Source organism: Chryseobacterium rhizosphaerae, assembly GCF_003385455.1.
Lineage (GTDB): Bacteria > Bacteroidota > Bacteroidia > Flavobacteriales > Weeksellaceae > Chryseobacterium > Chryseobacterium rhizosphaerae.
The window spans coordinates 1-25,340 of record NZ_QNUF01000016.1; the positions used below are offsets into that span (position 1 = coordinate 1).

At 36.5% G+C, this 25,340-nt stretch carries 18 protein-coding genes; 15 read left to right on the plus strand and 3 right to left on the minus strand.

Annotated elements, in window-relative coordinates; all coding sequences use genetic code 11:
- Window positions 1–177 precede the first annotated feature (177 nt).
- Window positions 178–1,596, minus strand: coding sequence for a hypothetical protein (locus DRF57_RS13965; RefSeq protein WP_047494764.1), 1,419 nt, complete (start codon window positions 1,594–1,596; stop codon window positions 178–180).
- A gap of 39 nt (window positions 1,597–1,635) precedes the next feature.
- On the minus strand, window positions 1,636–4,425 hold the full coding sequence (locus DRF57_RS13970) for a TonB-dependent receptor domain-containing protein (RefSeq protein ID WP_115919145.1): 2,790 nt from the start codon (window positions 4,423–4,425) through the stop codon (window positions 1,636–1,638).
- Window positions 4,426–4,740: 315 nt separating this feature from the next.
- Here DRF57_RS13970 and DRF57_RS13975 point away from each other — a divergent pair, with 315 nt between their 5' ends.
- The 13 genes from DRF57_RS13975 (at window position 4,741) to DRF57_RS14035 (ending at window position 21,271) form a co-directional block, all read left to right on the plus strand.
- Window positions 4,741–5,415 carry a response regulator gene (locus DRF57_RS13975; protein WP_047494769.1) on the plus strand — a complete coding sequence of 225 codons (675 nt, stop codon included), beginning with the start codon at window positions 4,741–4,743 and terminating at the stop codon, window positions 5,413–5,415.
- A 47-nt stretch (window positions 5,416–5,462) separates the two neighbouring features.
- Window positions 5,463–6,494 carry a sensor histidine kinase gene (locus DRF57_RS13980; RefSeq protein WP_047494772.1) on the plus strand — a complete coding sequence of 344 codons (1,032 nt, stop codon included), beginning with the start codon at window positions 5,463–5,465 and terminating at the stop codon, window positions 6,492–6,494.
- A gap of 134 nt (window positions 6,495–6,628) precedes the next feature.
- The gene (locus tag DRF57_RS13985) at window positions 6,629–7,222 is read left to right on the plus strand and encodes an IS1096 element passenger TnpR family protein (RefSeq protein WP_084085034.1); all 594 of its coding nucleotides are present in this window, start codon (window positions 6,629–6,631) and stop codon (window positions 7,220–7,222) included.
- Between the two features lie 235 nt (window positions 7,223–7,457).
- The gene (locus DRF57_RS13990) at window positions 7,458–8,807 is read left to right on the plus strand and encodes an alpha-amylase family glycosyl hydrolase (protein ID WP_115919148.1); all 1,350 of its coding nucleotides are present in this window, start codon (window positions 7,458–7,460) and stop codon (window positions 8,805–8,807) included.
- Between the two features lie 155 nt (window positions 8,808–8,962).
- Complete coding sequence (locus tag DRF57_RS13995) at window positions 8,963–9,403, plus strand: GreA/GreB family elongation factor (RefSeq protein ID WP_047494780.1); 441 nt, start codon at window positions 8,963–8,965, stop codon at window positions 9,401–9,403.
- Between the two features lie 51 nt (window positions 9,404–9,454).
- Complete coding sequence (locus tag DRF57_RS14000) at window positions 9,455–10,060, plus strand: hypothetical protein (protein ID WP_115919150.1); 606 nt, start codon at window positions 9,455–9,457, stop codon at window positions 10,058–10,060.
- 143 nt (window positions 10,061–10,203) lie between these two features.
- Window positions 10,204–10,998 (plus strand): thymidylate synthase, encoded by a 795-nt coding sequence (locus tag DRF57_RS14005; protein ID WP_047494786.1) that lies wholly within the window; start codon window positions 10,204–10,206, stop codon window positions 10,996–10,998.
- The gene (locus DRF57_RS14010) at window positions 10,998–11,906 is read left to right on the plus strand and encodes a hypothetical protein (protein WP_115919152.1); all 909 of its coding nucleotides are present in this window, start codon (window positions 10,998–11,000) and stop codon (window positions 11,904–11,906) included. The genes DRF57_RS14005 and DRF57_RS14010 overlap by 1 nt, the downstream gene beginning before the upstream one ends.
- Before the next feature lie 195 nt (window positions 11,907–12,101).
- On the plus strand, window positions 12,102–12,320 hold the full coding sequence (locus tag DRF57_RS14015; protein WP_115919154.1) for a hypothetical protein: 219 nt from the start codon (window positions 12,102–12,104) through the stop codon (window positions 12,318–12,320).
- Window positions 12,321–12,347: 27 nt separating this feature from the next.
- Complete coding sequence (locus tag DRF57_RS14020) at window positions 12,348–14,858, plus strand: M1 family metallopeptidase (RefSeq protein WP_115919156.1); 2,511 nt, start codon at window positions 12,348–12,350, stop codon at window positions 14,856–14,858.
- A 177-nt stretch (window positions 14,859–15,035) separates the two neighbouring features.
- Entirely contained in the window at window positions 15,036–16,364 is a 1,329-nt protein-coding gene (locus tag DRF57_RS14025; RefSeq protein WP_115919158.1) for a hydroxymethylglutaryl-CoA synthase family protein, read from the plus strand.
- 571 nt (window positions 16,365–16,935) lie between these two features.
- Window positions 16,936–19,848: a SusC/RagA family TonB-linked outer membrane protein gene (locus DRF57_RS14030; RefSeq protein WP_115919164.1), complete on the plus strand. Its 2,913-nt coding sequence runs from the start codon at window positions 16,936–16,938 to the stop codon at window positions 19,846–19,848.
- A 22-nt stretch (window positions 19,849–19,870) separates the two neighbouring features.
- The gene (locus DRF57_RS14035; RefSeq protein WP_115919247.1) at window positions 19,871–21,271 is read left to right on the plus strand and encodes a RagB/SusD family nutrient uptake outer membrane protein; all 1,401 of its coding nucleotides are present in this window, start codon (window positions 19,871–19,873) and stop codon (window positions 21,269–21,271) included.
- Window positions 21,272–21,378: 107 nt separating this feature from the next.
- Here DRF57_RS14035 and DRF57_RS14040 read toward each other — a convergent pair whose 3' ends face one another.
- Window positions 21,379–22,305, minus strand: coding sequence for an AraC family transcriptional regulator (locus DRF57_RS14040; RefSeq protein WP_115919166.1), 927 nt, complete (start codon window positions 22,303–22,305; stop codon window positions 21,379–21,381).
- Between the two features lie 182 nt (window positions 22,306–22,487).
- On the opposite strand from DRF57_RS14040, the gene DRF57_RS14045 reads away from it, so the two are divergent.
- Window positions 22,488–24,017, plus strand: coding sequence for an aldehyde dehydrogenase family protein (locus tag DRF57_RS14045; protein ID WP_084085861.1), 1,530 nt, complete (start codon window positions 22,488–22,490; stop codon window positions 24,015–24,017).
- Between the two features lie 223 nt (window positions 24,018–24,240).
- Window positions 24,241–25,275 carry an alcohol dehydrogenase AdhP gene (adhP, locus tag DRF57_RS14050; RefSeq protein WP_115919168.1) on the plus strand — a complete coding sequence of 345 codons (1,035 nt, stop codon included), beginning with the start codon at window positions 24,241–24,243 and terminating at the stop codon, window positions 25,273–25,275.
- Window positions 25,276–25,340 lie beyond the last annotated feature (65 nt).

The following is a 25,340-nucleotide window of genomic DNA, read 5'->3' on the forward strand; positions in this document are numbered from 1 at the left end:
CCAATACTGTAATCTCTTTGAGTACGCTTTTCCTTTTTTAATTCTTGATCTTTCATAATATAAGTTGAGTAATTGTCAACTTATTTCAGGACGGGACAAAGCATTAAAAAAAGCCTTCAGAATTTTCTGAAGGCTTTTTTTAATAATTTGATATGATATTAACTGCTAATAAATAAATTATAAGTTATAGTTAGTCCAACCAGCATACCAAGTATCATTAGTGTCTTTTACAGCTCCTCTGTACGTTACAGGCGTGAACCAAGATGATAATTTAGTATGGGTGAATACACCTCCAGTCAATAATGGTGACCCGGCAGCAGGGGAGAAGTTAGGAGTCGTTCCTGCAGGAGCCCATGCATTGGTGAATTTTACATCAGCTGTATAGGTAAGGCTTGTATTTCCTTTAGCATTAAAGAAAGTCGTAAGATCAGTGATAGAATATCCTGTTGGAGAAGAAGTAGAAGCTCCGTATTTTAAAGGAGTTACACTTCCTGCCAAAATATTATTTTCGAAAGCAAGACTTCCACTAGTGATGTTTTTATCTGTAGGCGTTCCTTTGGTAGCATCAACGAATAAACCAACCGGGAAACCAGTGAAAACAGAGTTAAATACTGAGATAGAAGAATTTCTTCTGATCTGTAAACCATTTTGGAACAATGAGTTGATTGAACCTACATTGGTACTTGTGCTTGAAGAGTTGATTGGCCCGATAATCGTCATATTTGAGAATGTAGCAGAGCTCTGAGGCGTTAAAGCAGAACCGTTGGCATCATTATCAGATTCAAATCCGTTAGAACCTGAAACGTCAGCTACCTGAGCATCTCTTACCGCAATACCGAACTGTACTTTTCCTGAATAACCGTTATCTGTATCAAAGTCATCATCAAGACCTTTATAAGAAATAAGGTGAGAGCAGTTTACTGTTCCTCCGAACCACTCAAAACTGTCGTCATTAGCGTAAGCAACTTCTACATAATCTACAGTAGTTCCGCTACCTACACCTCCGAACGTAAGTCCGTTGATCTCCTTGTCCGGTAAGAATGCATATCCTGCATATTCAATTCTTACATATTTTAAGATACCACTGTTGTCAGCAGCATTATTTCCTCCGTAAAGACCATGTCCTTCTGTATTGTTGATACCTCCTTCAATCTCTCCAACTCCTTGTTGGTTGTTGAAAGAAGCATTCGTAGGAGCATTTCCTAGGATGACAACACCTGCCCAGTCCCCTCTTTTTGGGCTTGGTTTTTCAGAAGTAAAGATAATAGGGTTGGCAGCCGTACCTTCTGCCATGATTTTACTTCCTCTTGTGATAATCAAAGCACCATTTTTATCAGCTTCACCTACAATCTTCGTTCCTGGCTCAATGGTTAAAGTTGCTCCGTTTGTTACATATACTAATCCTCTTAACTTATAAATTTTATTAGCTTTAAGCGTAACATTGGATGTGATCTTTCCTGAGAGAATAAGGTTGTCAGTTTCTCCATTTCCGGAACCACCCTGAACGATGGTTTGCCCGTCTTCTTCTATATTTCTACATGCAGTAGTTGTAGCAAGAGCGCCAAGCATTAAAGAATATAAAACGAATTTTTTCATGTTATAAAGAATTAAATTATTTATTAAATATTGAATGTGTTAAAAATTGTATCCCAGTGTTAAACTGATATTGGTTCCTGTTACTCTTTCAATAGCAAGAGCATCAGAGTTGTCATATTTCTTGTTTCCGTTAAGGTCATGATAAAATCTTGCACGACGGTTAAGGATATCAGAAACATTTAATTTGATTTCTCCTTTGTTTTGCCAGATCTTCTTAGCAATCTGGAAATCTAAAAGAGGTCTCGGAGCTTCCCAGATTGGTGGCACCTGATCATTACCTACATAAAGAATTCTTCTTCCGATCATATTGAAAAGTACTGTAGAAGACCATCCTGTTTTTTCAGCATCATACTGAAGACTTAAGTTAATGGTGTAAGGAGACTGTCCCTGCATTGGTCTGTCAATATTCGTAGCTTCATCCGTTACTTTATTTTTGATGTAAGCGAAGTTTCCACCTAACGTAAAGTTTTTAAGAGCGCTTGCGAAATCAAGTTTTTTTCTGAATTCCAACTCAACTCCATAAGCATCGGCTTTATCTACATTAAGATAGTTGAAGGTATTACTGGTTCCTACTCCGGATTGATTGAAGTACAATTCGATTGGATTTTTGAAATTCTTATAGAAACCTGCTACGGAAAGAATCTCTCCGTTTCTTGGATAATATTCCCAACGAAGGTCTACGTTGGTAATTTTTGTTCTTTCAATGAATTTGTTACCGATTACAGTAGCTCCCAAATCGAAGTCATAATAAGCTAAAGGTGAAACCTCTCTGAATTCAGGTCTTACAACAGTTTGAGAACCTGCAAGACGGACGTTCATTTTAGGGTTTACCTTGAAGGTTAAGTTAACAGCTGGTAAAAAGTCTGTTACACGAGTATTAACAAAACGGTCATCACTTCTTTTTGTACTTCCTACCAATTGATCAAAGTTTTCAACTCTTAATCCCCAAACAGCTCTTAACCATGGTGCAAAGTTGTTGTCAAACTGTAAATATCCTGCATTAAGGATTGTATTGGCAATATATCTGTACTGATTTCCGGCAATTTCATCAAATGTAAACTTACCATCTGTTCCGAAATTCTCAGAATTGAAGATACTTTCAAAAGGTTGGGAAAGTAATCCCTGGTTGTATTTTTCAAGCCTTACAGAGAATGGTCTTGAGTTGTAGATCCTGTCTTTTACCTGGAATAAGTAACCCCCTTTAACGGTTTGCTTTTGTCCAAACATGGTAAAAGTCTTTGATACATCTCCACCTGCATTATACAGATAATCGCTCAATGTAGAATAGAAAACACTTCCTGATTTTTGAGAAAGACCATTAGAGATCAGAGCTAAATAAGGACTTCCGTCAAGATTTGTATATTGGTTGTATTGTAAACGTTGCAATAATGGAATATACTGATCAAGGATTCCAAAGCTTCCATACCAGTTTACGGTAAGACCACCAAGAGCATCTATCTTATGAGTTCCGTTAAGGGTTGAATTATAGAATGTAGTTTGCTTAAATCCTATCTCTCTTGCGATAATGTTGGTTCCGTTGATAGGATCAAATTCAAAATCCTTTCCTGTTCTGAAAGACATATGGTTCACTGTGTTGTTCGTGATAATGTTTTTCAGGGAAATTTTGTTATTGCTATTGAGTTTTAAAGTAAGGTTTAATAACCCTCCTAAAATAACATCATTTGTGTATTTTTCAGTGTAGTAATCAAAGTTGGTGTCAGCAAGCTGGTCATTAATCGTAAAGAAACGGTTTTTAGATTCTGTTCTTCTTTTGTTGTTGCTGTAGTTAAGAACAGCAATAACCCCTAAATCTTTTCCGAAAATTTTGGTATTAAAACCTCCGTCAAGCTGTAAACTTATGTTTTCAGGATAACCAACGCTGTTGTATCCGAAGTTTTTTGTGAATCCCTTACCAATATCTGTTTTCTGAGCTTCATTCAGAATACTGAAAGCATTTTTAGCAGGCATATTTGTAGGGATCTTTCTGTATCCGTCATCAATACCCAGGAAATCCCATTTTCCTCCTTTCTGCATAAGAAATTCTTTATTCATTGTAATAGAATTTCCTCCTACACCTACTTGTAAATTGAAGAAGTTTTTATTGGGAATATCTTTAGTATTTACCTGAATCAATCCTCCGGCCCATTCACCACTGTATTCAGGAATAAAAGTCTTATTGATTACCAGGGTCTCAATAACGCTGGCAGGAAAAAGGTCAAAAGAAAAAGTTTTTCGGTCAGGCTCAGTACTGGAAAGTTGAATCCCATTTAACATAGCCTGGTTATAACGGTCAGATAAACCTCTTACAACAATATATTTTCCGTCAAATAAACTCACACCGGATACTCTTTTCAGAACCTCTCCTGTGTTTCTATCCGGACTTCTTTTAATAGCTTCAACACCTATAACCTGTGAAACCACACCTGCATTCTTCTGTAAACCGATAGTAGAAGCTATCGTTTCTTTTCTTGCATTGGATTTGATAACAACTCCTTCAATTTCCTTTTCCTTAGCGGATGGCTTTTCCAGAACAATATCAAGGCGAGTGTTGGCGTCATTTTTTACAATAACTTCACTGATCTCTTTTTTGTTATATCCGTTAGAACTTACCGTGATAATGTAGTTGGTTCCAGGAGAAAGATTGATAGAGTAGTATCCGGCAATATCAGTTACGACCTCTTGGTCATTTACCTTTACCTTTACCCCCTCAATAGGTGTGTTGTCTTTCTCATCCAGTACTCTACCTTCTAAGATCTGACTTTGTGCAAATGCGTAGCCGGCAGAAAACAAAGCAAGTAGCATAATGCTCTTGTGGAGTTGTTTTTTCATTTTACTTCTTTTTCAGGGGCAAAATAAGGGCTAAGTTTTCACTAAACGTTTAGGAGAATTTTAATTAATTGTGAAGTTTGTATTAATAAAATTGATCAATCATGCACTATGAATGTTTGTTTTTTATATTTACATTTTTTTGATTTATTTCAATTATTCTTTTGTATATTTGTTTATTATGTATTTATTTATCTGTTTTATTAATGATTTTCTAATTCAAATTGCTATATCTGTTTTTTAATAATTAGTTAACATTGCCCGGATAGATAAAATCAATGAAAATAATTAATTTTGTGGGAATTCTTAAACTAGAAGATGAGTAAAAAAATTCTTTTAATAGACGATGAACTGGACATTTTAGAGATTCTGTCTTACAACTTGGAAAAAGAAGGTTATAGTATCTATACTGCTACTAACGGTAATGAAGGTATAGAAAAAGCAAAGGAAATTATTCCGGACCTTATTTTGCTGGATGTAATGATGCCTGAGAAAGATGGCATTGAAACCTGTCAGGAGCTTCGTAAAGTGAAAGAACTACAAAAAACTCTTATCGTTTTCCTTTCAGCAAGAAGCGAAGAGTTTTCACAGTTGGCCGGGTTTCAGGCAGGTGCTAATGATTATATCGTAAAACTAATCAAACCGAAAATCCTTATTTCTAAAGTAAATGCTCTGTTACAACTGACTTCTCAGGTTTCAGATAATGCTAAACTTATTGAAATTGGAGACCTTATTATTGATAAAGATAACTTCAGGGTTTCCAAAAGCGGACAGCAGTTTTTGCTTCCTAAAAAAGAATTTGATCTGCTTTATCTGCTTGCCTCCAATACCGAGAAAGTTTTCAAAAGAGAAGAAATTCTGGAAAAAGTATGGGGTAATGATGTAATTGTAGGAGAAAGAACCATTGATGTTCATATCCGAAGATTAAGAGAGAAACTGGGAATCAATACCATTCAGACATTAAAAGGGATAGGCTATAAACTGATCGTTTAATCACTTAAAAAACCTACCTTTACGTTCAATCCTAAAACTTTGTAAAATTGAAATTTTACAGACTTACCTTCGTTGCTTCCTGTCTGCTGACACTGGTAATGCTTTTCTTAGTAGTTGTTTTCGACTCACTAAAAGATATCTATTATGAAACCCCTTTATTCAAAGCGGGGGTTTTTGTTTGTGTAGTCATGATCTTTATTATCAACTATGTTGTATTAGAGCTTCTTTTCAGCTATTATGGAAGAAAACAGGTGAGAGGGCTTTCTCAGCTTCTTCCACAGGAAATTGTTCATGATCATGACGAAAATATTACCATTAAAGAATTAGGAGAACGTTTTTCGGATCTTAATCAGCAAAAGGTAACAGAAATTGACATGATGAAGGAAATGGAAAGTTACCGTAAAGAATATATCGGAAATGTTTCCCATGAGCTTAAAACTCCGCTGTTTTCTATTCAGGGCTATGTAGAAACCCTAAGAGAAGGTGGGGTGGAAGATCTTATCATTCGGGACAAATACCTTGAAAGAATAGATAAATCTGTTGAAAGACTTATAGCCATTGTTACAGATCTTGATATGATCAACAGGCTCGAGGCAGGTGAAATTAACCTTAATATTTCGAAATTTGATGTTAACCTTCTGATCAAAGAAATTTTTGACCTCCTTGATCTTGAGGCAGAAAAAAGAAATACGACATTACAAATCCAGACCCTTCATCCACAAATTTTTGTGGATGCCGATAAACAGAAGATTTCACAGGTTTTTATTAATCTTATTTCGAATGCTATCCACTATGCAAACAGGCAGGAAGCAAAAGTAATTGTAAAAACAAGTGTCTTAAAAAACAAAGTGCTGATAGAAGTTATAGATAATGGAATGGGAATAAAATCTGAAATTCTTCCAAGAATCTTTGAACGTTTCTACCGTGTAGAAACCAGCAGAAGCAGAAGAGAGGGCGGATCCGGATTAGGATTGGCCATCGTAAAACATATCCTTGAAGCTCATAACGAAAACATTACCGTAGAAAGCGTATACCTTGAAGGGACGAAATTCAGTTTTATGCTGGAAAAAAGTAAATAACTTTGGCAAAATGTAAGAAAAAAAAATATTTTAAAAAATCCTGAAATATTTTTTTGTCACCTCTCATTTATTATATATTTGCACCAGAGATTTATCATAATTATAAAGGCAAAAAAGTAATTTAAGAAACTGATATGGTTTACAAAATCCGCGTAATATTAGATGCGAAAGAGGATATTTTCCGAGATATTGAAGTTAAGGGAAAACAAACGTTATGGAACTTACATTTAGGTATTAAAAGTGCATTCAGTCTGCAGGGTGACGAGCTTTCTACTTTTAATCTGTTGGAAAATGACGGAACAATAGTAAAAAGTGTCCCATTAGAAGATATGAGTGATGATGGTGATGGTGAGATTATGTCAGACGTATACATTGATGAAGCTTTTGAAAATGTAGGCGACAAAGCACAGTTCCAGTATGGACTTCTTGATTTATGGGAATTCTTCTGCGAGCTGATAGAAGTCATAGAAGAGACAAAAGGTGTTAATTATCCAATTACTGTATATAGATTTGGAAATGTTCCATTGAAAGCACCAAGTAAAAGTGGAAACACGGGATCTAAAAAGAAATCAGCTACCCCATTAATGGATGATGATTTTGGATTTGAAGATGATTTCGGATCAGGTGGAAATTTTTCAGATGAAGATGACAGCTTTGATGATGAGGAAGAAGATGACTACAATGATGACGCTTTCGATGACGAAGATGACAATGACGACGAAAGATAAGAGATAACAATACAATATAGGCCCCGGATTTTTGATCCGGGGCTTTTTTTATTGAAGAGAAGATGAAAGAATACGGAATATGTCACCTTTTAATTGTTAACACGTATTCACAATTCACTTGCATTGCAAATGGAGTGTTAAGGATAATGGGGCCATATTCCGGATAAGTTTTCCGTGATTTTGCCTTTTCCCACTTTTACTTCCCAAAATCATTACTTTTGTTAAAAATAGATTAATGAAAAAATTAATTTTATTAAGCTTAATTGGTCTGGGAATTGTTTCCTGTACCACTCAGAAAAATACCCGGAAAATGACAGAGCTGCCAAAAGATTGGAAATACACTACAAATATCTACGAAGTAAACATAAGACAATATACCAAAGAAGGAACTTTCAAAGCTTTTGCCAAAGAGATGCCCCGTCTGAAAGCAATGGGTATAAAAACACTTTGGCTAATGCCTGTTACCCCAATTGCACAGCAGAATAAGAAAGGAAGTTTGGGTAGCCCTTATGCTGCAGCCGACTATACTTCAGTGAATCCGGAATTCGGGACACTTGAGGATTTTAAAGATATGGTGAATGAAGCCCACAGGTTAGGGTTTAAAATAATCATAGACTGGGTGGCTAACCATACGGGCTGGGATCATGTATGGACCCAAGCGCATCCTGAATTCTATTTAAAAGATCCTGACGGAAAATTTCATATAGCCTCCGGAATGGATGATATTATCGAACTGGATTACAAAAATCAGGAAATGCGTCTGGAGATGATCAAAGCTATGAAATTTTGGGTACAGGAAACAGATATTGACGGCTTCAGATGTGATCTTGCTTCCTGGGTAGAAGTAGATTTTTGGGAACAGGCCCGTCCTGAAGTTGAAAAAGTAAAACCGCTTTTTTGGCTGGGAGAATTTGATGAATTGGAAAGTCCCGAATACGGAAAAGTTTTTGATGCCAGCTATTCGTGGAAATGGATGCACAAGTCTGCCGATTATTACAAGAAAAATGAGCCACTTCAGGAACTGAAAGATTTATTGATTCAATATTCCAATATAGGAGACCAGTCTATGAGGGCGTGGTTTACCTCCAATCATGATGAAAACTCCTGGAACGGAACTGAATATGAAAAATATGGTGTTATTACAAAACCCATGGCCGTATTTTCAGCAACATGGAACGGGGTGCCATTGGTATACTCAGGTCAGGAACTTCCCAATATGAAAAGACTTGAATTTTTCGAAAAAGATGTGATCCAATGGACCAATACCTACCAGGTTGCAGACTTTTACAAAATATTATTGGATTTAAAAGCTTCCAATCCGGCTTTAAGAGGTAGTGATGCTAATGTGATCACGTATTTTCTGAATACAACAGCAAATGATAAAATTCTGGCCTATATAAGAAAAAATGGAAAGGATGAAGTGCTGGTAGTCCTGAATATGTCCAAAGAACCTGTACATTTTACTATTGAAGACGATCATTTATCAGGAACTTTCAAAAATGTTTTTGATAAAACAAAAAGAGATTTCAGTAATGGCAAAGATTTTATTTTCAAAATATCAGACTATGCTGTTTTTGAAAAATGAATCCTGAAACCATTACAGCACTGGCTGAAATTGTGAAACCTTAATTATCAGTTTTCAAAGGTACTCCATTCCCCTCCGACGGAGGGGTGTCAAAATCTTTGATTTTGACGGGATGGTTTTACTCATCCATCATAAAAATAATCCGACTTACAACAATGAACAAACAGGAAATACTCAATAGAATCAATACAAAAATTACCGAAAAGATCAAGAATTTTGAAACCTTGATTGCAGAAACCCGGGCTTCCAATAATGATACAAAAAGTTCGATGGGGGATAAATATGAAACCGGACGTGAAATGCTTCAGCAGGAAATTAATAACCTTCAGAGACAGCTTAACGAGACGTTAAATCAACAGGCTATCCTGCAGAAAATAACTTCTGATCCTTCTGAAAAAGTTCAGAATGGAGCTTTGGTGAAAACCGATAAAGGGCTTTTTTATATTGCAGCTTCGATAGGGGAAATTATAGTTGAAAATCAGAAAATCATGACTGTTTCAGCAGAATCGCCACTGGTAAAAGCAATGTTTGGCAAGAAAACGGGAGATGTATTTGCAATCAATACCATGACTCAAACCATTGAAAATATCTGGTAAATAACTATGAAATTTAAATATATACTTTTCTTTACTTTCTTATGGTGTAGTATGACCCTGCAAGCACAAATCCGTGCTAATATCTCAGGGAAAACCTATGATCTGGAATCTGTAAATCTTAAAGTGGACGGCTTTATCATTACAATTGATGCTCAGGGGAAAATCACCGATTTTCACAATCCTGACCTGAATGGCGAACTTACCTATTATGAAGACCCCTATTTTGACCAGTATAAATATGGCAAGCTTAAAAGCATAGGTGACGTCAAAATAGATTATTGGGATGATTTGAATAAAAGCAGTGCCAGATACGGCCAGCTGAAAAAGATAGGAGATATTGATGTGGAATATTGGGACGACTCGATTTTTAATAAAGAAAAATGGGGCAAAGTAAAGAAAATAGGAAACTTTACCATCGATTACTGGCCCAACGATGTCATTGATAACAGCAGAATGGGAAAACTGAAATCAGTAGGAGATGTCTCTGTCGATTATGGGATAAAAGATATCATTGATGAAAGTAAGTACCGGAAACTTATAAAATTTGGGCCGGTAAGCCTGGAATACTGGAATGATAAATTCATAGAGAAAAATAAATACGGTCAGTTGAAATCAATGAAAGGAAACAGTGATGATGTCAGTGTTTTTATTCTGTAGTTACGTAAAATAATTATTTTCCAGATACCAGATACACAGTCCTTTAATAGAAATTGAGTATCTGACTTATAAAAAGCATTCATAAAAAGGGATGCTTTTTTTGATCATTTTTAGTAAATTTGAACCATAAAATTCCTTTCAAAATGCAAAACTACCTAGATCTTTTACAACATATCTTAGATAACGGAACAGATAAAACCGATAGAACAGGTACCGGAACAAGAAGTGTATTCGGATATCAGCTAAGATATGACCTGTCAAAAGGTTTTCCTTTGGTGACTACTAAAAAGGTGCATTTGAAATCAATAATTTACGAATTACTTTGGTTTTTGAAAGGAGATACCAATGTGAAGTACCTTAACGATAACGGCGTGAGCATCTGGGATGAATGGGCCAATGAAAATGGTGACCTTGGGCCGGTGTATGGTGCACAGTGGAGAAGCTGGAATGGTGCTGACGGTAAAATTGTAGATCAGATCACAGAAGTGATTGATCAGATTAAAAAAAATCCGGATTCCAGAAGACTGATTGTCTCTGCATGGAATGTTGCAGAAATTCCTAATATGGCATTGGCTCCCTGCCATGCTTTATTCCAGTTTTATGTAGCGGATGGCAAATTATCCCTACAGCTGTACCAGAGAAGTGCTGACGTATTTCTTGGGGTCCCTTTCAATATTGCCAGCTATGCCCTTTTATTAATGATGGTGGCTCAGGTTTGTGATCTGGAAGTAGGAGATTATGTACACAGTTTCGGTGATGTTCACATTTATAACAATCATTTCGAACAGGTAAACAGACAGCTTTCAAGGGAAACAAGACCTCTTCCGACTATGAAGCTAAATCCGGAAATCAAAGATATCTTCGATTTTAATTTTGAAGATTTTACCCTTGAAAATTATGACCCACATCCGGGAATCAAAGCTCCTGTAGCGGTATAATGATATGTCCCCGTGTTTTTGTAGTTGCCCTGGCACTGATTCTCTTCAGCTGTGCTCAAAAAGAGAATAAAGAACAGGGATATGATATTCTTGTTGAAGACCTGAACTTTTCTAAAGATGTGGTCTTTGATTCTGTACAGGTACCTCATCATTTAAGAAGGATAGTAAGGGATATCTCTACTTTAAATACGTATCAAACAGAGGCTTTGGCAAAAGGTGCTACTGAAAATCCTAATTTTGAAAATGCAAAAAAACTGTATGATCTGGCCTCAGAAGGGGAATTACTAAGCCTTACCGACAATAGAAATAATGCAGTTGCCTTATATGCAGCAGTGGGGCTTTTAGAAATAAATCCTCAGTATGCTACAGCCATTTTTCAAAAAATTCTCAATAGAAAAGGGAAGGTTCATACTCAGAACGGATGCATCATCGGCTATGAATACCTTGCTGAACCTTTATATCAACACTATTCCAATACACTGAAACCTGAAGAGGTGAGATCAGATGCTGGTCTGCAAAAACTGGACAGTATGCTTTTGTTTGCTAAAAATTCCTCCGAGCCTATGCTCGTAATGGCATTCAGAAACAGGACCTATTCTGATCATCTGAAAAAGCAGATCGAAAAACTGGCATTCCAGGAGCATAGAGGTCCGGCAATTCTTTATCTCAGCAATTGGCATAAAAAAGAATACGCTCTGCGGCTAGAACAGGAATATCTTCATTTTCTTGCCAATGATACTATTCATGAAATTCAGAAGAGAAAATACCTCTATCACTTGATGTCATTTAATAATCCTGATCATAAAAAAGTAATTCTTGATTACATAAAAAAAGACAGTGCTTCAATAGATGACAGTGGAATCAGACATCAGCTGGAAAATAACGGAATCTACCCTACAGATTATTAACTATCTTCTGTTGTATCCTTAAAGAGGTACTCAATTCATTTTTTTGGAATCTTTAATCTCATTCTTAGATTTCCTTCATCTGTAATTAATAAATACAGGTATCGTTGTAACAAATTCCTCTTCCCATGAACTTATCATGCAGCGTCCGTAGGCTGCCCCAAAAGAAATTTGTAATTTTAAAGGAAATTACCTCTCATGAAATATTTAAAAGTAGATCTTGAAAAAACTGCTGATATAGAAGTACTGAAAAATGCATTACTTCAATTGAAGGGAGTGGCTTCCGTAGCTATCATCGATGATGAAAATCCGGAAAGCGAACTGAAAAAAGCTTTTGCCAAAACAAAAGAACAGTTGAAAACAGGTGACTACGAAACGCTTGTTAATGATATTTTTGAAATAATAATAAAAAAATAATTCTAAAAATAATAATAAAATAGAAGAATGAAAAAGGCCATTTTATCCATTGCAATACTTGGGATTTTATTTTCCGCTAATGTATCGGCACAAACTGAGACTTCAGGAAGAGAAAAGGTGTACAGAGCCACTCATACTAAAGTAACGGAGCTTAAACATACCAAGCTGAAAGTAAACTTTGATTATCAGAAAGAACAGATGAACGGGGAAGAATGGCTGACCGCTTCACCCTATTTTTATCCTACCAATGAATTGACTCTGGATGCTAAGGGAATGCTGATTCATGAGGTTGCTCTTGAGACTAACGGAAGGAAATCTCCTTTGCAGTACCAATATAAAGATGAAACACTAAAGGTTACCCTTGATAAAACGTATCAGAAGAATCAGGATTATACCATTTATATCAAATATACAGCCCGTCCGAATGAGGTAAAACAAAAAGGAAGCATGGCGATTAATGATGCAAAAGGACTTTACTTCATTAATGCCCAGGGTACGGAGCCTGATATGCCTACCCAGATTTGGACACAGGGTGAAACCGAATCATCTTCTGCATGGTTCCCCACAATTGATAAACCCAATCAAAAGACGACTCAGGAAATCTATATGACGGTTCCTGACAAATATGTAACCCTTTCAAATGGTATTCTAAAAGATTCTCAGAAAGAATCCAATAACCTGAGAACTGACCATTGGGTAATGGATAAAAGACATTCTACCTACCTTTTCTTTATGGGAGTAGGAGAATATGCCGTAGTGAAAGACAAATGGAAAAATATTGCGGTTGATTATTATATCGAGAAAGAATATGAACCTTATGTAAAACAGATCTATGGAAACACTCCTGAAATGATCGAGTTTTTCTCCAAAAAGATGAACTATGATTATCCATGGGCAAAATATGCACAGATTTCCGGAAGAAAATATGTAAGTGGGGCTATGGAGAATACTACGGCGACCCTTCACGGAAGTGATATTCTTCAAAAACCGGGGCAGCTGATTGATGAAAATAAATGGGAAGATACTATTGCTCACGAATTATTCCATCATTGGTTTGGAGATCTTGTGACCGCAGAAAGCTGGAGCAACCTTACCGTGAATGAATCCTTTGCCAATTATTCCGAATATCTTTGGAATGAATACAAGTATGGGAAAGATCAGGCAGATTACCACCAGATGAAGGATGTGAATATGTACATTCATAACCCTGCGGATTTTAAGAAAAACCTGGTAAGATTCAATTATGAATCCCGTGAAGATGTTTTTGATCTGGTAACCTATCAGAAAGGAGGAGGAATCCTTCATATGCTAAGAAATTATCTGGGAGATGATGCTTTTTTTGCCGGTATGAATGATTATCTGAAAACCAATGAATATCAAAACGCTGAAGTTCATCAGTTGAGACTTTCTTTTGAAAAAGTTTCAGGAAAAGATCTGAACTGGTTCTTTAACCAATGGTATTTTGGAAGTGGAAATCCAAAATTGAATTATTCGTTTACTTTTGAACCCGTAAAAAAACAGATTGCTGTAACAGTTAATCAGACGCAGGATCAATTATTCGAGTTTCCTTTAGCTATTGATGTATATGATAATGGCAAACCTAAAAGATATAATGTTTGGGTGAATGCTGAAACCAAGAATACTTTTAATTTTGATGTATCCAAAACACCGGATCTTGTCAATATCAATGCAGACGGAATATTGCTAGCTGATATCACGGATACCAAAACACCGGAGCAGAACCTGCTGCAGTTTACCAATTCTAAAGAATTTAAAAGCAGATATAAAGCTCTAACTGGAATTAAAGATCAGACAGGAAAAAGTCCTGCTGCTATAAAATTATTGGCGGCTGCTTTAAAAGATCCATTCTTTAGAATAAGAATTAAAGCGTTGGAATTAATGGATCTTACCAATTCCGATCAGATGAAAGCATTGGGAACAGAAGTTGAAAAAATAGCTTCGAATGATCCTAAAACATTAGCTCAGGCTGCGGCTATTGGTGCTTTGGCGAAAACAAAAGATAAAAAATACCTTCCAATATTTGAAAAAGGAGTGAATGCAGTTTCCAATGCGGTTAAGGGAAATTCTTTAGGTGCTGTTCTTACCATTGATCCGTCACGGGCGAATGCCTTAGCTGATAAAATTGAACTGGATGGGGCTTCAGATGAATTGCTTGCTCTTTTACTTCCGGTTATTGTGAAGAATAAAATAAGTTCTCAAATGGAACATATTGCTCCACTTGCTGCATTTTACCCGTTTGTTAAATTCCAGAATCCGGAATTGGGGAAAACTGCAGAAGAAGGATATAACTGGATTATGAGTTCTGACAATCTAAAAGCAGTGGAAAATATCACGAAAATGTTGGATTATGCAAAAAGTGATATGGGAAATAACCCACAGGCTAAGATGATGATTGTTCAAATGCTGAAAGACGGACTAAGCAAAAAAATGGAATTGCTGAAACAAAATCCACAGAAATCAGCAAGTATCAATAAACAGATTGATGCCCTGAATAAAGCTATTGAAAATTTCAAATAGGTTTCGCAGATCTGATTAAAAATAAAAAAGCAGTATTACAATTTTGTGATGCTGCTTTTTTTGTGATTGATAGCCAGAAATAAAAAGTTAAATTATGAACAAATAGTTAAAAAGTCATGATATATTGACCGGTTATTCAGACTACATTTTCTAAATTCGTATAAAAATTAGAATAAAATGACTTTTGGAATTGAGGCGGCGAGCTATTATGTACCTGGTTTGTATTTGGAAATTAAGGATTTAGCTGAAAAAAGAGGGATTGAACCTGCAAAACTGGAGAAAGGATTGGGACTGCATAAAATGGGGCTTCCCGATGTTCACGAAGATGCAGCAACATTTGCAGCAGAAGCATTATTACAACTTATTAAAGATTATACAATTGATCCCAGAGAGATTTCAAGAGTCTACTTAGGAACAGAAAGTGCCCTGGATGCTGCAAAACCTACTGCGTCATATGCTGTACAGATGGTAGAAAAAGTGTTGGAGGAAGAATTCGGAACAAGAGCTTTTAAACACTGTGATGTTGTAGATATGACCTTTGCATGTGTGGGAGGGGTGGATGCTCTGCATAATGCTCTTGATTTTGTAAGGGTAAATCCGGATAAAAAGGCTGTAGTTATTGCCAGCGATTATGCAAAATATGAATTGGCTTCTTCAGGAGAATATACACAGGGGGGCGGGGCCGTTGCTCTATTGATTTCTTCTAAGCCAGATCTCCTTGAAATAGAAAATCATTGGGGCGTAGCATCAGAAAGTGTTTTTGACTTTTTTAAACCAAGGAGACAGTATAAAAAGGAAGATTTACATAATGCACCTGAAATGTACCCGGATACCATTGAAATATTTACGGATGAACCTGTTTTTGATGGTCAGTATTCCAATCAGTGTTATCAGGACAGAATAAGAGAAGCTTATCAGCATTATAAAGAAGTTACAGGACAGGAAAAACCTTATGAAAACTGGAAATATATTATTTTCCATCTTCCTTACGCTTTTCATGGGAAAAGAGTATTTACAGAAATCTACAGTCTTGAAAACGAACTTGCTTATACCAGCCCTGAGGAGCAAAAAGCAGTGGCTAAATCTGAAAGTTATATGAATCTAATCAGTGATAAAATAGAGAAAACACAGCGTGCTTCTTCCGAAATCGGGAATATGTATACCGCTTCTATTTTCATGGCATTTCTTTCTGCTTTACAGACTTCCTTTGATGATCATGAAGAATTATCAGGAACAGAAATCGGTTTCTTCGGTTACGGAAGCGGTTCAAAATCAAAAGTTTTTGCAGGTAAAGTTTCTGAAAACTGGAAACAAGTGGTGGAAAAATGGAATGTATTCGAAAATCTGAACAATAGAACTCCTATTGATTTTGAAACTTACGAGAAATTGCATAGAAAACAGGTAGATCAATCTATAAACCCTGATTATAAAGGATTTGGGCTTACCTCAATCGAATCTGAAAATCCTGTTCTTGTAGGAGCAAGATACTATACCTATCAGAGTTAGAATTTTGGAATAAAGAATAAAGAATAAAGAATAAAGAATAAAGAATAAAGAATAAAGAATAAAGAATAAAGAAGAGCTATAAATATCTGTTCTTTCTAACTTCATTCAAGGGTATGTTCCAGTTCTCAGGAAAAATACCTTATTGTAAACTCAACGTATTTTAATATTATATAAAGCATTCCAATCGATTGGAATGCTTTGCTTTTTTATAAGTTTTTAGCAATTCTTTTTATCTGTTTTTTACTGTTTTGTTGATTTTAATAAGGATCTGTTGCAATTATTTTTTGGATTTTTTATACTTAAACCATTATTTTACATTAATTTTTTTTCTTCCTTTTTATAATTAAGTGTAAGCTAACAATATTTTTAATGGTTGTTAAAATTCTGTTAATACATTCTTGAACTAAATTTTTTTTATCATTTTTTTTAATTCACTATTTTTTTTAATGTTATTATTTATTTGTAATGAAATTATTTTGCAATAACGTATTGTTTTTCAATACTTTATAAGTTGATACTATTAATGTTTATTGGGATATTTGTTTTCTGAAAATATTAAAATGTGTTAAATATGAATGTTAAACTACATGTATTAAGTGCAGGAGCTTTGTTCTTCTTGGGACAGGTTTCCTTTGCACAAAAAGCAAAAAAGGATACAACTACTACCCAGATTGATGAAGTGGTTATGGTAGGGTTTGGCCAGAAAAAGACAGTTAAGGAACTTACCGGAGCTGTAGGGACTGTTTCAGGAAAGGCTTTAGCTCAAAGTTCTTCTTCTGCTTCTATTGAAAAAGCGTTAGCAGGGACTATGGCTGGAGTTCAGACAGGAGCTGCTTCAGGACAACCCGGAGGATTTGCCTCAATTCGTGTAAGGGGTGTTAGTTCTATCAACGGAAATAATAACCCAATCATCGTTATGGATGGGGTTAGAATTAATCAGGGAGACTTAACTCAAAACTCTACAACGGCTAATATCCTTGCTAATTTAAATAGCTCAGACTTTGAGAGTGTAACTATTTTAAAAGATGCGGTGTCTACGGCAATTTATGGAGCTGATGCCGGTGCTGGAGTTGTTATTATCACAACCAAAAAAGGATTGAAAGGAAGACCAAGGTTTAGTTTAAACTTTGAACAAGGAGTAGCAGCTACGGCCATTAAAATGCCTAAAGGATTAAATGCCCAGGAATGGAAAGATTTAATGGCTGTTCAAATTGCCAATAATCCTGCAAATACGGGAATAACTGCTGCAATGGTTCCTACTTTGGCTATAGGAGGTCAATTAGGTGAAACATATAAATTTATATATTCTCAAAATCAGGATACGGATTGGTTAAATGCGGTCCGAAATAAAGGAGGTGCCTATTTCCAGAATTTTAATGGTTCCATAGCAGGAGGAAATGATAAAATATCTTATTATACTTCGTTAGGATATTATGATCAGAACAGTGTTGTTAAAAACTCATACTTCAAAAGGATTTCCAATAGCAACCGTATAGAATATAAAGCAACCGATAGGTTTACTCTTGCAACCGATATTCAGATGTCTTACTCAGAAATAAGTACCTTGAGTTCAGGTGGGGCTTTTTCAAACCCTATGCTTGCTTATCTGTTTAATTATCCCATTGACCCTGTCTTCAATCCTGACGGAAGCTATAACTTAGGTGTGGAAGGACGTCTTTCTAACGGCTTATTTAACTCTGCATACTTACAAAATGTAAACTCTCAGAAAGCAAAAACAGCTAGAGTATTTGCTAATCTTCAGGCTGAATATAAAATCTTAAAGAATCTAACTTATAGATTTGTTGCAGCTCCTGAATATATTAATGTAGAAGAAGATTCCTATAATACACCTCTACATGGAGATGGATATAATTATAAAGGAAGGCTATATTCCTATACCACCAGATATTTCAACTTTAATATACAGAATATTTTATCCTATAACACAAGTTTTGGTGATAAGCATAATATCAATGCAAGTTTGATCCAGGAAGCATATTCTAGCCAGCAAAGAATTATAGGAGCAGGTGCAAGTAATGTTGGAGCTCCATTTTTACAGACTTTAGACAGCTTTGTGATTCCTATTGCAACGATTGGAAACAGATCAAAAAATTCCAGAGCAGGATATGCTGCTACCGTGCACTACGATTATGATAAATTGTTATTATTGGATGCTTCTGTAAGAAGAGATAAATTGTCTAATTTCTGGCCAGGTCAGAAGGCTGGTACTTTCTGGTCTCTTGGAGCAGGAGTAGATTTGGCCAGAATGGATGTCCTGAAAGACTCTAAAACAGTTTCACAGATGAAATTTATTATTTCTTATGGACAGGTAGGGAATCAATTACCTGTTTATATGTCTCCTTATACCCTTTACAGATATTCTACTAATTATGATAACAATGCGGCAGCAACTATTATCAATGTAGATAATCCTAATTTAAGTTGGGAAAAAGTTAATCCTTTTAATGTTGGATTGGATGTAGGCTTATGGAACAATAATTTGACACTAAGTGCTGCTTACTATCACAAAAAAACAAAAGATCTGGCCACTTTCGTGCCGCTTTCCCCGTCTCAGGGAGGAATATCTGAAACATCACCAGGGGGTGCAACCACTTCCAGTGTAAGAATCGAAAATGTAGGAGATATGGTAAATAAAGGGTTTGAATTGACCATCAATGCCAATATCATTAATAATCGTGATGGTTTCAGCTGGAAATTAGGAGTGAATGGAACCTTTAATAAAAACGAAATCACAAGTCTTTATGGCGGGACTGATGTCATCTCAGGAACTAATATCCTAAGAGTTGGTGAGGCTGTAAATTCTTTCTATATGAGAAAATGGGCAGGGGTAGATCCTTCTAATGGTAATCCGCTTTGGTATATCAATGGAGTGGACGGAGCAACAACTTCTAATTATAATCAGGCTCAAAGAGCGGTTCAGGGTACCAGAATTCCTAAGTTTTTTGGAGGAGCTAATACTCAGCTAGCCTACAAAGGGTTTACGCTAGATGCACAATTAAGTTTTGGATTTGGAAACAAAATCTATGATTCATGGGCCAATTATTTGTTCAGCGATGGGCAGTATACATCTAATTATCCAGGATACAGGGCTCAATTAGATTATTGGACGCCAGATAATCCTAATGCTATGAATCCAAAACCTATTGAGGGAGGGAACAGAGGAACAGGTTCTACCGGAGCAAATTCAGCATCATCGAGATTCCTGTACAAAGGCGATTACTGGAGATTGAGAACTTTAAAAATAGCATACAACTTTAAAGGCGATCTTTTAAGAGGGACAGGCTTGAATAATGTAGAAATATATGTATTAGGAAATAATATATGGACCAATGTAACAGATAAGAATCTTCAGTATGATCCGGATCTTCAGTTGGGAGGATCATCTACTGCTTTAGGGGGGACCTCTAATCTGGATTTGCCGGCATTGAAAACGTATAGTATAGGTGTTAATTTATCTTTTTAATGTAAACTTTAAATCAAAAAAAATGAAAAAAATATTTTCAGCTAGCATATTAGTCTTTTCTATACTATTTGTTGCTACCTCTTGTAGTGATGATTTTGTAGAGACAACTTTCTATCAGGAAAAAGAAGCAGCTCCTATAACGAGTGTTGAAGAATTAACTTCTTTTGTTTATGGTACTTATGGGAGAATGAGGGCAGTCAGTTATTATGGCAGAAACTTTATAGCCTATGGGGAAGTTCATACAGATGAAGCATATACTACAGGAGCTTCAGGGCGTAATGTAGCGTGGGGAAATTATGCCTTCACATCTTTAGATGGTGATGTAACCAATACTTGGAGAGATATGTATTTGACAGTTGCCAATGCTAATGTTGTTATCAATACTCAGGAGGCAGGACTTACGTGGTCCGAAAGTGTGGATTCTAATGTGATTAAAGAAAAAGCAAGATACCTTAAAGGTCAGGCATATGCGGTAAGAGCACAAGCTTTTTTTGATCTATTAAGATTATATGGTCAGAAATATTCAGGAGGAAATTTAGGGGTTGTTTTACCTTTGGTTTACAATCCTACAACAAAGATGAAAAGAGCTACAATCGCAGAGACCGAAGCCCAGATCGAAAGTGACTTTGCTAATGCTTTGCTTTATATGGGGAGTAATGCCACTTTACAAAGTGATAAACCAACGGTACTCAATCCCATTTCTGTAAAAGCATTAATGTCAAGGTATTATTTATACAAAGGAGATTATGCTAAAGTCAGATCTTATGTAGCAGATATAAAGGCTTCAGGTAAGTATGAAGTCACCCCAGCAAATACGCTTGTAAAATCATTTGCTACTAATGAGAATACAAATAGTGTTTTTGAAATTGCAGTAGGTACCGCTTCAGCGCTGTCGTTTGACAGTTATTCTAACCTTGTAAATAGTGGAGGATATAAAAACATAAGAGTATTACCAGCTGTAGTAAGCATGTATAATAGTGTTACCGATCCAAGATTTAAGTTACTTAATGCAAGATATCTGGATGGTAAGTACCCTGATAAAACAGGAGCAGGCAATATCAAAATGGTCAGATATGAAGAAGTATTGTTAAATGGAGCAGAAGCTGAATTGATGGGAGGTTCAGCAGCTACAGCTCTTGAATACCATAATATGATTTTACAATCAAGAGGCCAGGCCCCTTTAGTATCTACGGATATTAATTTGGTTAAGGCTGAAAGAACGAAGGAGTTATTAGGAGAAGGATTCAGATATTGGGATTTATTGAGATGGGGTCAGACAATACCTTATTATAATACTTCAGGTACTCCAGATCCAGCTCGAAACAAAACTATTCCGGATCAGAAATTAACATTCCCTATCCCGCAGTCAGAAACAAATGTAGCTGGGAATTTGGTAGAATCCAATCCAGGATATGATAATTAACAAATTTTGATTTAATTTGAAGAGGTTGCTTTTAAGGCAGCCTCTTTTATTTTCTTAGAATGAATATAGTTTTTAATCAAAAGAAAATAATCATTGATTAGAACATCTTATCTCGAAAATATAATTTTATTCTGATAATTCTTGGGAGTAGTGCCTTCAAGTTGTTTAAATACCCGTGTAAAGTAATTGGTATCTGAAAAGCCGGTCTGAAATGCTGTTTCTTTAATGCTGTTTTGATCTGCCAGTAATTCTTTAGCTCTGTTGATTCTCTCTTGCAAAATAAATTCATTGGGAGAAGTTCCCAGCTCATCCTTGAACATTCTAAAAAAGTTGGATTTGCTTACATAAGCCAGCCTTGCAATGCTGTCAATAGAAAGTTTCTGATGAAGGTTTTTCTTAATATAATCTACAACAAAGCCTATCCTTGATTTATTTTTCACCATGTTTTTTTCCACCATGCTTCTTGCCTGGGTTTGCATTAGCCTGATCAGCAGCTCTTTCAGGGCAAAATCAGCCATGATATCTTTTTGAGAATTATCATCCATAGCAATTCTCATGATATTATTGGTTGCAGAGGCTAGAGCCTGATTATTAAAAAGAAAATACTCATCCAGATGAATATTCCACTGTGAGGTTTCATCCACTTTGGGGAGATTATAATTCAGGTAATTCAGGGAGTCTTCTATAAACTCAGGATTTAGGCTCAAAGAAATACATTGGGTAGGAGTTTCATCAGCTTCAGGAAAATCAATGACCATGGTTTCTCCCGGAGCCACCAGAATGCTTTCACCGGGGAAATAATCAAAATAGTTGGTCTTATTATCCAGTTTCATATGTTTTTTGCCTCTCAGCATTGCTGTAAATGCTATATTATCGAAGTGAAGTTTTACATCAAAAGCCGCTTTATGGGTTTCATAGATACTGAATTCACAATTGTTTAGATTGAATTTTGTCTGGTTCTCAACAATGTTCAATAGCTGATTTTCCTTCGTTAATTCAGGAGTATCTATTAAATATTTATTATTGTTATTCATTTCTAAACATTTTTATGAAGCAGGTAACTCAAATATAGAGAATTTGGCTGTATGTTGCTGTTAATAAAATGATAAAAATTGAACATCTGCACTATTCTGCACTTTTTTTATACGATTGTGCTATATGTTTTTGGAGGTGTACGTGTAATTTGGCATTACAGAAAAATGTAAAATATACTAATATGAGCACTATTACAGAACCAAGATCAGCGACTCTTTTACAGCGTCCTGAATTTAAAAACAAATATGATAATTATATTGACGGAAAATTTACACCGCCTGTTAACGGGCAGTATTTTGATGTAGTTTCTCCCGTAGACGGTAAAAATTTCACTCAGGTAGCCCATTCTTCCAAAGAAGACCTGGAACTTGCGGTAAATGCTGCAGACAAAGCATTTCAAACCTGGAAAAATACCTCATCTACAGAAAGAAGTATTATCCTGAATAAGATTGCAGACAGAATAGAGCAAAACCTGGAATATCTTGCCATTGTAGAAACCGTTGATAATGGAAAAGCAGTAAGAGAGACGTTGGCGGCAGATTTACCACTGGCTATTGATCACTTCAGATATTTCGCTTCTGTAGTCCGTGCAGAAGAAGGTTCTCATAACGAATTGGATAAAGACACCGTATCCCTTATTGTACACGAACCTCTTGGCGTTATTGCACAGATTATCCCATGGAACTTTCCTATACTGATGGCGGTATGGAAGCTGGCTCCGGCATTGGCTGCCGGAAACTGTGTCGTATTAAAACCTGCGGAAAGTACTCCGGTTTCCATTATGGTCCTGATGGAGCTTATTGGTGACCTTCTACCTGCAGGTGTTATAAATATTGTAAATGGATTCGGAGCAGAATTGGGAAGAGCTTTAGTAACCAATCCTAAGGTCTCTAAGGCGGCTTTCACTGGTTCTACAGCTACAGGACGTCTGGTGATGCAGTATGCTACAGAAAACATTATTCCTGTTACGTTGGAGTTGGGAGGAAAATCACCAAACGTTTTCTTCAATTCGGTAATGGATGCCGATGATGCATTCTTAGATAAAGCGATTGAAGGAGCTGTTCTTTTTGCCCTTAACCAGGGAGAGATCTGTACATGTCCTTCAAGGCTGCTGGTTCAGGAAGATATTGCAGATGCTTTTATCGAAAAGGTGATCGAGAGGGTAAAAGCGATTAAAGTTGGAAATCCATTGGATAAAACCGTGATGATGGGAGCTCAGGCATCACAGATCCAAAAAGATAAAATACTTTCCTATATCCAACTCGGAAAAGAAGAAGGAGCAGAAGTACTGGTGGGAGGTCATGTCAATGATTTGGGAGAAGATCTTGAAGACGGATTCTATATTCAGCCAACAATTTTCAAAGGTAACAACAGAATGAGAATATTCCAGGAAGAGATCTTTGGTCCGGTACTGGCGTTTACAACTTTCAAAGATGAGGAAGAAGCAGTGAAAATTGCGAATGATACCATTTACGGTCTTGGAGCCGGAGTTTGGACCAGAGATGCACACCAGCTGTACAATATTCCGCGTCAGATCGAGGCAGGAAGAGTTTGGGTAAACCAATATCATTCCTATCCGGCAGGAGCTCCTTTTGGAGGATACAAGCAGTCGGGAATCGGAAGAGAGAACCATAAAATGATGCTTGATCACTACCGTCAGACCAAAAACATGCTGATTTCTTATAACAAAAATAAATTAGGCTTCTTTTAATATTTAATGTAGGACGTGCCCGATTGCCTTGGCTATTCCAGGGCAAAACGGCCGGGCTATTCAGGGCTTCACTTCGTTTCGGTGCTCCATTACATTCCGCACCGGCTCGTACCTCGCCGCCCTTACTATCCCTCACGCGGAGAAATACCGTGTGTACCGGGATAGCAGCCTATTTAATTCATGAAATAGAATAACCCAAAGAAAACAACTCAAAACATAGAATATGATCCCAAAAACAATGAAAGCCGCAGTAGTTCAGGGCTATGGACAGCCACTGAAAATTGAAGAAGTACCCGTAAGAGAACCCGGAAGGTATGAAGTTTTGGTAAAGGTGATCGCCTGTGGAGTCTGCCATACAGATTTACATGCTGTAGATGGCGACTGGCCGGCAAAGCCTAAAATGCCACTTATTCCGGGACATGAAGGAGTAGGAATTGTAGTAGCCTGCGGACCTGAAGCCTTCGTAAAAGAAGGAGATGCTGTAGGAGTTCCCTGGCTGTATAATGCCTGTGGCTGTTGTGATTATTGTATAACGGGATGGGAAACACTTTGTGAAGCTCAGAAAAACGGAGGATACAGTGTAGATGGAGGTTTTGCAGAATATGTAATTGCCGATTCCAGGTATGTAGGACATTTAAAATCCAATGTCAACTTTCTGGAAATAGCCCCTATTTTATGTGCTGGAGTAACGGTCTATAAAGGATTAAAAGAAACAGAAACAAAACCCGGAGAATGGGTAGCCATTTCAGGAATCGGAGGATTGGGACATGTAGCGGTTCAGTATGCTAAGGCAATGGGAATGCATGTTGCCGCCATTGATGTTGCTGATGATAAACTCGAACTGGCAAAAAAATTAGGAGCAGACCTGGTAGTCAATGCAAAAAATACAGATCCTGGAGCATATTTGCATAAAGAAGTTGGCGGAATGCACGGCGCATTGATTACAGCAGTATCTCCTATTGCTTTCAAACAGGGAATAGATGTTTTACGAAGAAAAGGTACTATTGCACTAAACGGACTTCCTCCCGGATCTTTTGAACTGCCGATTTTTGAGACCGTTTTAAAAAGAATAACTGTGAGAGGCTCTATCGTGGGAACAAGAAAGGATATGCAGGAGGCACTGGATTTTGCCAATGAGGGACTTGTAAAAGCTACGGTAACCCCCGCAAAGCTCGAAGATATTAATGATGTTTTTGATAAAATGAAGAAAGGGCAGATTGATGGCAGAATCGTATTAGACATTGCCGGCTCAAATTAAACCATAATGAGTACCTATGTCCGGCAGATTCATCTGCCGGACTTTTTTCAATATAAAAGCAAAAA